General features: G+C 73.1%; 8 protein-coding genes. 2 read left to right on the top strand and 6 right to left on the bottom strand.

All coding sequences use genetic code 11. The features are described 5' to 3' along the window. Positions 1 to 765: potassium channel family protein (locus ACE3Q3_RS18460; RefSeq protein ID WP_374448583.1), on the top strand; the 765-nt coding region annotated here is incomplete at its 5' end. A 72-nt stretch (positions 766 to 837) separates the two neighbouring features. Here the strand turns inward: ACE3Q3_RS18460 and ACE3Q3_RS18465 are convergent. The 3 genes from ACE3Q3_RS18465 to ACE3Q3_RS18475 all read right to left on the bottom strand — a co-directional run bounded on the left by ACE3Q3_RS18465 (position 838) and on the right by ACE3Q3_RS18475 (position 2,878). Continuing rightward, the gene (locus ACE3Q3_RS18465; RefSeq protein ID WP_374448585.1) at positions 838 to 1,515 is read right to left on the bottom strand and encodes an OmpW family protein; all 678 of its coding nucleotides are present in this window, start codon (positions 1,513 to 1,515) and stop codon (positions 838 to 840) included. 144 nt (positions 1,516 to 1,659) lie between these two features. Then, a complete protein-coding gene (locus ACE3Q3_RS18470; RefSeq protein ID WP_374448587.1) occupies positions 1,660 to 1,842 on the bottom strand; it encodes a hypothetical protein in 183 nt (60 codons plus the stop codon). A gap of 10 nt (positions 1,843 to 1,852) precedes the next feature. Next, positions 1,853 to 2,878, bottom strand: coding sequence for a CapA family protein (locus ACE3Q3_RS18475; RefSeq protein ID WP_374448588.1), 1,026 nt, complete (start codon positions 2,876 to 2,878; stop codon positions 1,853 to 1,855). A gap of 134 nt (positions 2,879 to 3,012) precedes the next feature. Between ACE3Q3_RS18475 and ACE3Q3_RS18480 the strand changes: the two genes are divergently transcribed. Then, positions 3,013 to 4,278: a M20 family metallo-hydrolase gene (locus ACE3Q3_RS18480; protein ID WP_374448590.1), complete on the top strand. Its 1,266-nt coding sequence runs from the start codon at positions 3,013 to 3,015 to the stop codon at positions 4,276 to 4,278. A gap of 31 nt (positions 4,279 to 4,309) precedes the next feature. Here the strand turns inward: ACE3Q3_RS18480 and ACE3Q3_RS18485 are convergent, their stop codons facing one another. From ACE3Q3_RS18485 to ACE3Q3_RS18495, 3 genes are all read right to left on the bottom strand, one after another. Further along, on the bottom strand, positions 4,310 to 5,707 hold the full coding sequence (locus ACE3Q3_RS18485; RefSeq protein ID WP_374448592.1) for a sensor histidine kinase: 1,398 nt from the start codon (positions 5,705 to 5,707) through the stop codon (positions 4,310 to 4,312). Next, positions 5,694 to 6,371 carry a response regulator transcription factor gene (locus ACE3Q3_RS18490; RefSeq protein WP_374448611.1) on the bottom strand — a complete coding sequence of 226 codons (678 nt, stop codon included), beginning with the start codon at positions 6,369 to 6,371 and terminating at the stop codon, positions 5,694 to 5,696. Before ACE3Q3_RS18490 ends, ACE3Q3_RS18485 begins: the two co-directional genes overlap by 14 nt. Positions 6,372 to 6,456: 85 nt before the next feature. Then, positions 6,457 to 6,666 (bottom strand): hypothetical protein, encoded by a 210-nt coding sequence (locus ACE3Q3_RS18495; RefSeq protein ID WP_374448594.1) that lies wholly within the window; start codon positions 6,664 to 6,666, stop codon positions 6,457 to 6,459. Between the last annotated feature and the right edge of the window lie 161 nt (positions 6,667 to 6,827).

A 6,827-nucleotide genomic window follows, 5' to 3' on the forward strand; every position in this document is an offset into this window, starting at 1 on the left:
CCCCTCCGCGACCGCCTGCGCGCCCTCTATTTCGGCACCGACGCGGCCGCGCGGCGGTTCCGCTACGGGCTGGTCGGATTCGACCTCGTCACCGTCGCGCTCTTCCTCCTGACCGCGTCGATCGACGCGGCGGGGTGGCTGGTGGCGGTGGATTTCGCGATCGGGCTGGCGCTGCTGGCGGAGTTCGCGGCCCGGCACCATGCGGAGACGAACCGGCGGCGGCACCTCTTCAGCCTGGTGACGCTGGCCGACCTGACGGTCATCGCCTCGCTCTTCCTGCCGGCCTTCGTCGACAATCTGGGGTTCCTGCGGGTCGCGCGGTCGCTGCGCCTGCTGCGCTCCTACCACCTGCTGCGCGACCTGCGGGCGGACTCGATCTGGTTCCGGCGCCACGAGGACGTGATCCAGCGCACCCTCAACCTCGGGATCTTCATCTTCGTCGTCACGTCGCTGGTCTACGTCACCCAGCACCACGTCAACCCGGCGATCGGCACCTATGTCGACGCGCTCTACTTCACCATCACCACCCTGACGACGACGGGGTTCGGCGACATCACGCTGGTCGGGCCGGGCGGGCGGCTGCTCGCGGTCGTCATCATGGTGGTCGGGGTGGCGCTCTTCCTGCGGCTGCTGCAGGCGGTGTTCCGGCCGAACAAGGTCCGCTTCGAGTGCCCGGACTGCGCGCTCCAGATCCACGATGCCGACGCCGTCCACTGCAAGCATTGCGGCCGCGTGCTGGCGATCCCGACCGAAGGGCAGGTGTGACGCGGGGCGGGGCCGGGGAGGCGGGTGGGGCGCCCCCCGCCCTCCGCCCCCCGGCCCCGCCGGCGCCGACGCTCAGAAGCGGTAGGTGACGCCGACGCCGATCAGCCAGGGGTCGATGTCGACCTTGCCGGTCAGCGCGCCGCCGTTCAGCTTCACGTCGGGCCGCAGGAAGAGCTTCTTGACGTCGAAGTTCACGCCCCAGTGGTCGTCGATCATGTAGTCGACGCCGACCTGGAGGGCGGCGCCGAAGCTGTCCTCGATGTCGAGCTTGTTGACCACCCCGCCCGCCGCCTTCTCGTTGAAGAAGACGGTGTAGTTGATGCCGGCACCGACATAGGGCTTGAAGCGGCCGAAATCGGTGAAGTGGTACTGCAGCGTCAGGGTCGGCGGCAGCAGCCAGGCCTTGCCGACATCGATGCCGGCGAGGCTGCCCGAACCCTTGATGTTGTGCGGCGTCACCCCGAGGATCAGCTCGGCCGCGATGTTCGGCGTGAAGAAGTAGGTGATGTCGAGCTCGGGCACGACCGAGTTGTCGATCCGGACGTCGGAGCCCGGCACCTGGTCGATCTTGCCGCTCTCCTGCGGCACCACCGCCAGCGCCCGGCCGCGGATCATCCAGGGGCTCTGCGCCTTCGCCGGCTCGGCCGCCAGCGCCCCGCCGGCCGGCAGGGTCGCGGTCACGGCCAGGGCCGCCGCCATCATCGCCATCGCGCTCACGCCGGCGCACAGGCCGGCCCTTGCCTTCGTCATCCTTCGCCTCTCTCGGGGACCGCCCCCCTCGGGGGCGGCCGCTTGTTGCAGGTGCGAAGGTCTGCCGGTCGCGCGCGCCGTTGATTGACGCAGGTCAATTTCGCCCGGCCTGCGACAGTTTGGCCCGGCGGGGAAGGCCGGAGGTCAGTCGAAGGAGTCGAAATCCCCGGTGCAGCGGAAGAAGGGGAGGCGGTTGCCGGGGGTGGCGTTGCGGCAGTCGGCGTCGGTGTCCAGGCGCAGCGCCTCCTCGGCCGGCGGCGCCGGCGGGCCGGTGCAGGCCGCGACCGCGAGCGCGAGGAGGAGGAGGAGGACGAGTGCCCGCATCACGCCGGGGCGGTCACGCCGGGGCGACGAGCACGCGGTCGCCCTCGACCGTGAGCCGGCTTCCGAGCGCGGCCGAGGCGTCGGCGAGGCGGCGCAGCAGGTCGGCATGGTCGCCGGGTGGGGCGACGACCGTCTGGTTGGCGTCGTTGCGTTGCACGAAGAAGAAGCTGGCGCGGTCGAGGCGCTGGTCCAGGAGGTCGAGCGTCACGGCGAGGCCGGTCCAGTGGATGAGCGGCTTGCCGCCATGCTCGGCCTGGAAGCTGAAGCCGCCGGCGCCGTAGACGATCGGCCGCCCCCGCCAGTGCCCGATCGCCAGCGGCGCGTGCGGCCCGTGGCCGAAGACGATGTCGGCGCCGGCCTCGATCGCGGCATGGGCATAGTCGCGCTGGTACTGGAGCACCTCGCCCTTCAGGCCCCAGTGGCAGGAGGCGACGACGAAGTCCGCCTCGCCGCGCAGGGCGGCCACGTCGGCCTGGAGGGCCGCCAGCCCCTCGCGGTCGGCCCAGGTCACGACCTCGGGCGGCACGCCCGGCCGGGTCAGGGTGTGGCCGTGCTCCAGCACCGGGCGATAGGCGGTGTGGCCGGGGATGAGGGCGACGCCGGCGGCGCGGTCGGTCGCCGCGTGGCCGTGGCGCCAGTAGACGGCGGTGCGCTGCAGCACGCCGAAGCGCATCCCCCGGCGCGCGACGATCGCCGGCGCCCGGGCGGCGGCGAGGTCGGCGCCGCTGCCGGCATGGGCGATGCCGGCCCGGTCGAGGGCGGCGAGCGAGCCCAGGATCGCGGCCTCCCCGACATTGACGTTGTTGGCGGTGCCGACGGCGTCGACGCCGAGGTCGGCCAGCGCCGCCGCGTGGCGGGCGGGGGCGTAGAAGCCGCGCGTCTCGGCATAGCCGGCCGGCGGGTCGAAGAGGCAGCATTCGAGGTTGGCGAAGACGAAGTCGGCGCCGGCCAGCCGCGGCTTCACCGGGTCGAAGAGGTGCGTCGCGTCCGCGACGCCGAGGAAGTTGATGTCCCCCAGGAGGACGAGGCGGTGGCGCATGGCGGCGATCCGGTCGTGGTGGGCGGGCGGTCCCGCCCGGGTTTTGCCCCAGGGCGGGGGCGCGGGGCAATCTCGACAGCGGCGGCGGCTCCGACGCATGCTGCGGCGACCAGCGGGTACGGGGGAGAGCGACGATGGCGGACGGCGGCGGCTTCGGGGTTGCGGCGGCGAAGGTGGACGAGGCGCGGCTGTGGCAGCGCCATGTCGACATGGCGAAGCTCGGCGGCACGCCGCGCGGCGGGGTGCGGCGGCTGGCGCTCGACGCCAACGACATCGCCGCCCGGCGCCTGCTCGCGGATTGGGCCAGGCCCCATGGCTGGCAGGTCGCCATGGACGCGATCGGCAACCTCTTCATCCGCCGTCCCGGCACCGACGACGCGGCCGCCCCGGTGCTGTCCGGCTCGCACACCGACACCCAGCCCTCGGGCGGGCGCTTCGACGGCATCTATGGCGTGCTGGCCGCCTTCGAGGCGATGGAGGCGATCGCGGCGGCCGGCATCCGCACGCGGCGGCCGATCGAGACCGTGGTCTGGACCTGCGAGGAGGGCGGGGCGCGCTTCCCGATGGGAACGATGGGCTCGGGCGTCTTCGTCGGCCGCACGCCGCTCGCCGACGCCCGCGCCGTCGCCGACTATGACGGGGTGACGGTGGGCGCGGCGCTCGACGCGGCGCGGGCCGCGCTGGCGGACCTGCCGGAACGGCCGCTCGGCTTCCCGATCGCCGCCTTCGTCGAGGCCCATATCGAACAGGGCCCGATCCTGGAGGAGAGGGGGCTGACGATCGGCGTCGTCACCGGCATCCAGGGCGCCCGGCGCTTCCGCGTCGACGTCGAGGGGGCGGACGCCCATGCCGGCACGACGCCCAGGGCGCGCCGGCGCGACGCCCTCTCCGCCGCGGTCGCCATGGTCGGGGCGCTCGAGGCGGTCTTCCACGACGACCCCAGCGACACCGTGCGCTTCACCGTCGGCCGCTTCGTCGTCACCCCCAACGCGCCGGCGGTGGTGCCGGGACACGTCTCCTTCACCATCGACTTCCGCCACCCCGACGAGGCGGTGCTGACGAAGCTGGGCGACCAGGTGGAGCCGATCTGCAAGGCCAACGCCCGGGCCTGCGCCGTCACCGTCACCCAGACCTCGCGCGGCAAGCCCGTCACCTTCCTCGACCCGGTGCCGGCGGCGGTCGAGAAGGCGGCGGCCGGGCTCGGCCTGCCCTACCTGCGGATGAATTCCGGCGCCGGCCACGATGCCGGGCCGATGCAGATCGCGGCCCCGAGCGGCATGATCTTCGTGCCCTGCGAGCGCGGCATCAGCCATGCCGAGGCGGAGAACGCCACCCCCGCCGACCTCGCCGCGGGGGCGCGCGTGCTGGCCGAGGCGCTGGTCGAGCTGGCGGGGCGCTGAGGACCGGGCGACCGGAGCCGGCCGGCCGGCGCTACTTGCCGTTCGGCCGTGCGTCCGGCGCCGGCGGGAAGCGCAGCGTCACCCGCAGGCCGGGGGCGTTGTCCTCCAGCACCAGTTCGGCGCCGTGCATGGTGGCGACCGCCTGGACGAGGCTGAGGCCGAGGCCGTTGCCCGGCGTCGAGCGGCTCTGCTCCAGGCGCACGAAGCGGCCCAGCACCGCCTGGCGCTGGTCGGCCGGGATGCCGGGGCCGCTGTCGGCGACGGTGACGACGGCGCCCTGCGGCGTCTCCCCGGTCGTGACCGCGACCCGGCCCGGGGCGGGCGTGTACTTGATCGCGTTGTCGAGCAGGTTGGCGACCGCCTGCGACAGCAGGTGGCGGTCGGCGCGGGCGACGGCGGCGCCGGAATGCTCGACCGTCAGCACCAGCCCCTTCTCCTCGGCGAGCGGTTCGTAGAGCTCGGCCACCTGGTCGACGAGGGCCGGCAGCCCGGTACGCTCCATCGCCTCGGTCTTGGCGCCCGCCTCCGCCTCGGCGATCGAGAGCATGGCGTTGAAGGTGGCGATGATGTGGTCGGCCTCGTCGATCGTCTCCTGGATCGCCTCGCGGTAGCGCCCCTCGTCGGCCTTCTCGATCAGGCTGAGCTCGAGCCGGGCGCGCAGCCGGTTGAGGGGCGTGCGCATGTCGTGGGCGACGTTGGCCGTCACCTGGCGCATCCCGGCCATCAGGCGCTCGATCTGGTCGAGCATGGCGTTGAGGTTGAGGGCCAACTGGTCGAACTCGTCGCCGGTGCCGTTCACCGGCACGCGCTGCTTCAGGTCGCCGGCGCGGATCTCGCCGCTCGTCCGGTTGATGGCGTCGACCCGCCGCATCAGGTGGCGGCTCACCCAGTAGCCGCCGGCCACGCCGAAGGCGAGCATGAGCGCGAGCGACCAGGCGATGGCGCCGATGACGCGCTGGCGGAAGTCGCTGCGCTCCTTCATGTCGCGGCCGACCAGCAGGTGGAAGCCGTTCGGCAGGTCGAAGGTCATCGCCATGGTGGCGCGCACCTCCGAGCGCTCGCCGACCCGGACGGTCAGCGGGAACTCGACCTGGCCGCGGCGGTCGCGCAGCTCCGCCGGCCAGCCGGTGAGGTTGCCGGTGATGCGCTCGAAGCGGGGGCCGGCGACGAGGTAGCGCATCTCGTCCGCGCGGTCGCCCTTGGAGCGCTCCTCGATGACGCGGACGAGGCCGACGACGCCCCATTGCCGGTACTGCTCGCGCAGCCCCGTCAGCTCGGCCTCGATGATCTGCTCGCTCTCGCGGTCGATCGCGCCCGACGTCGCCCAGTAGATGAAGGCCAGCACCGTGCCCGAGGAGGCGACGAAGATCGCCAGGTAGGCGAGCGCCAGCCGGAAGGTGGTGGTGCGTAGGGCGTTACGCGGGCGCACGCAGGCAGTATCCGGCGCCGCGCACGGTGTGCAGGAGCGGGTGGTCGAAGCCGCGGTCGATCTTCTGGCGCAGGCGGCTCACATGGACGTCGATGACGTTGGTCTGGGGGTCGAAATGATAGTCCCAGACCTTCTCCAGCAGCATCGTCCGGGTCACCACCTGGCCGGCGTGCCGCATCAGGCACTCGAGCAGGCGGAACTCGCGCGGCAGGAGGTCGATGAGCTGGCCGTGGCGCTTCACCGTGCGCGCCAGCAGGTCCATCTCGAGGTCGCCGACGACGAGGCGTGTCGTCGGCTGGCCGGCCTGGCCGCGGCGCAGCACCGCCTCCAGCCGCGCCAGCAGTTCGGCGAAGGCGTAGGGCTTGGCGAGGTAGTCGTCGCCGCCGGCCTTCAGCCCCTTCACCCGGTCGTCGACCTCGCCCATCGCCGACAGGATCAGCACCGGCGTCGACTTGCCCTGCCGGCGCAGCGTCTCGATGATCGTCAGCCCGTCCATGCCCGGCAGCATCCGGTCGACGACGAGCGCGTCGTAGGGCTGGGAGGAGGCGAGGAAGAGCCCGTCGGTGCCGGTCGCGGCATGGTCGACGACGTAGCCCGACTCCTCCAGGCCCTTGACCAGGTAGGCGGCGGCCTCGCGGTCGTCCTCGATGACGAGAATCTTCATCCCGGCACTGGCGTTCGTCTGGAGTGCGGTGGTCGCGACCATAGCGTGATTCCCCGGTCTTGCCGCCTCTGCGATGGGTGGCGTCTCAGCGGCGCGCCTGCGGGTCCCGGGCCGCCGGCTCGGCCGGAACCTGGGTCGCCTCGCCCTCGATGACGGGCCCGCGGCCGATCTCCGTCGGGCGTCGGCCGAACATCCGGCCGAGGGCCGCAATGACCGCCAGCGTGCACAGCAGCGAGAAGAGGAAGAAGGCGCCGATCACGATGAGCGGCATCAGGTGGCGAAGCAGCAGCGGCATGGAGCACCCATTCTCGAAAGCGGTTCGCGCCGGCACCCGACCCTGGGGGAGGCGGATGCCGGCGCGCCCGTGGCGCCCGCGCCCCGGGCGCGGGGGCCCCCGAAGCCGGCGCCGCCCCCGGGAGGCCAGGGCCCCCGGCCCGGCGGCGCGCGGGGGGCGGC

Origin of the sequence: Allostella sp. (assembly GCF_041913585.1) — a bacterium.
Classification (GTDB): domain Bacteria; phylum Pseudomonadota; class Alphaproteobacteria; order ATCC43930; family Allostellaceae; genus Allostella.